Annotated in this window: 1 protein-coding gene; it reads right to left on the minus strand. The window is 43.1% G+C overall.

Annotated features, from left to right (window positions below):
• Positions 1-71: 71 nt before the first annotated feature.
• Positions 72-1,337, minus strand: a complete 1,266-nt coding sequence (locus A37S_RS0122500) for a TonB-dependent receptor plug domain-containing protein (protein ID WP_245586456.1) — start codon at positions 1,335-1,337, stop codon at positions 72-74.
• Between the last annotated feature and the right edge of the window lie 222 nt (positions 1,338-1,559).

Below are 1,559 nucleotides of genomic sequence, written 5' to 3' on the forward strand. Positions count from 1 at the left end.
GGCTTTTTTATCTAATGAAAATATTTACTGATAATCAGTAAGTTAAGTGAGTTTATTGCCTGTTTTTAAGTTTATCCGTTTGGTAGTGATTTCTTATATAAGTGATCATACCAATCAGTACTGCCGTAATAGGTATACTCGCCGGTTACAGGATCGACTTCTACCTGGTTATAGGGTTGTCCAGACTCAACCCGTCGTTTAAATTCGTTAAGATAGTCCAGGGAAAATTTCTGTGTTTTATTGATATTTTGTGGAAAAGAGCCATCACCATTTACGAAGGCTTCAGCAAAATTGCTTACCCAAGTATACCCATCGGTTACAAAATCAGGAACTTGGATCGGATTTTTGATAGCATAGTTGGACGATAAAGTTACAGAGGTTTTTCCCGACGTCGGCTTTTTCGTGGTGATTAATACAACGCCAAATACAGCTCTTGCACCATAAATAGATGCCGATGCGGCATCTTTTAACGTAGTGACACTCTGGATATCATTCGGATTAAGTTGGCTTGGGTCGCCCTCCACGCCATCTATGAGAACCAATGCACTGCCACCTTGCCCAATTGACGTAGTGCCACGGATATTGTATGAGGGTGCCTGAGTGGGCTTACCGTCACCCAGCCGGATATTGAGGTTCGGTATGACACCTTGAAGCATCTGCGTAACATTTGGCATCATTCTATTTTCAAAAACTTTTGCCGTTACCTGGTCAACGGCTCCCGTCAGGTTTACTTTCTTTTGCGTGCCATACCCCACGACCACTACTTCGTCCAGGTTGGCCAGATCTTCTTCGAGAACGATACGGCTGAGATCAGCGCCCACCGACAACTCCTGGCCGATATATCCGACATAGGACAACTGCAGCACGGCCGACTGGTCTTTGACGCTAAGGCTGAATTCACCTTGGTCATTGGTACTTATGGCATTGTTCGTTCCCTTCTCCTTTACACTGACACCTACCAAGGGTTCATTTTGCTTATCGACGATCTTTCCCTTTACGGTAATCTGTTGCACCGCCACTGGGGAAGGCTGGTTTTCGTTGGAAATCTTATCGAGGATAACTATCGTATAGTTCTTCACGGTATAGCCTATAGGCTGATTCTGAAAAAGCATTTCCAGTACCTCCGCTAAAGGCCTATCACGCACGTCCAAGGTCACAAGCTTGGCCTTTCTGATTTGTCTTGTTTTGTACACAAAATCCACCTTGCCTTGCCTATTGATTTCCCGAAAGACCTTTTCAATGGGGGCATTTTTCTCGGAGAGCGTAATCCGTTGTGCAAGCGCCGAGGCACTGACCTGAAAACAGCAGATAACGACAAGAAAAATAGACAGTTTCATCTGTAAAACAAACTTAGATTTTATAATGGCTAAAAAATAAGACATTATCTTTGAGCGTATCGCATCTAAGGGCACATAATGCGCTCCAGACGGATTTTTTCCGCTATGGCAAAAAATCATATCTTTGTCACTACTGACCGACAAAAAATAATTTAAGGAGCTGCCATATCTGGCAAGCTCCTTTTTTCATATTTTGGTTTTACGACAAACTAAAAATATGAG

This window comes from Olivibacter sitiensis DSM 17696 (assembly GCF_000427965.1).
GTDB lineage: Bacteria > Bacteroidota > Bacteroidia > Sphingobacteriales > Sphingobacteriaceae > Olivibacter > Olivibacter sitiensis.

Coding starts and splice junctions, on each gene's coding strand:
- A37S_RS0122500 (WP_245586456.1), bottom strand. CDS start 1,337: ATGAAACTGTCTATTTTTCTTGTCGTTATCTGCTGTTTTCAGGTCAGT.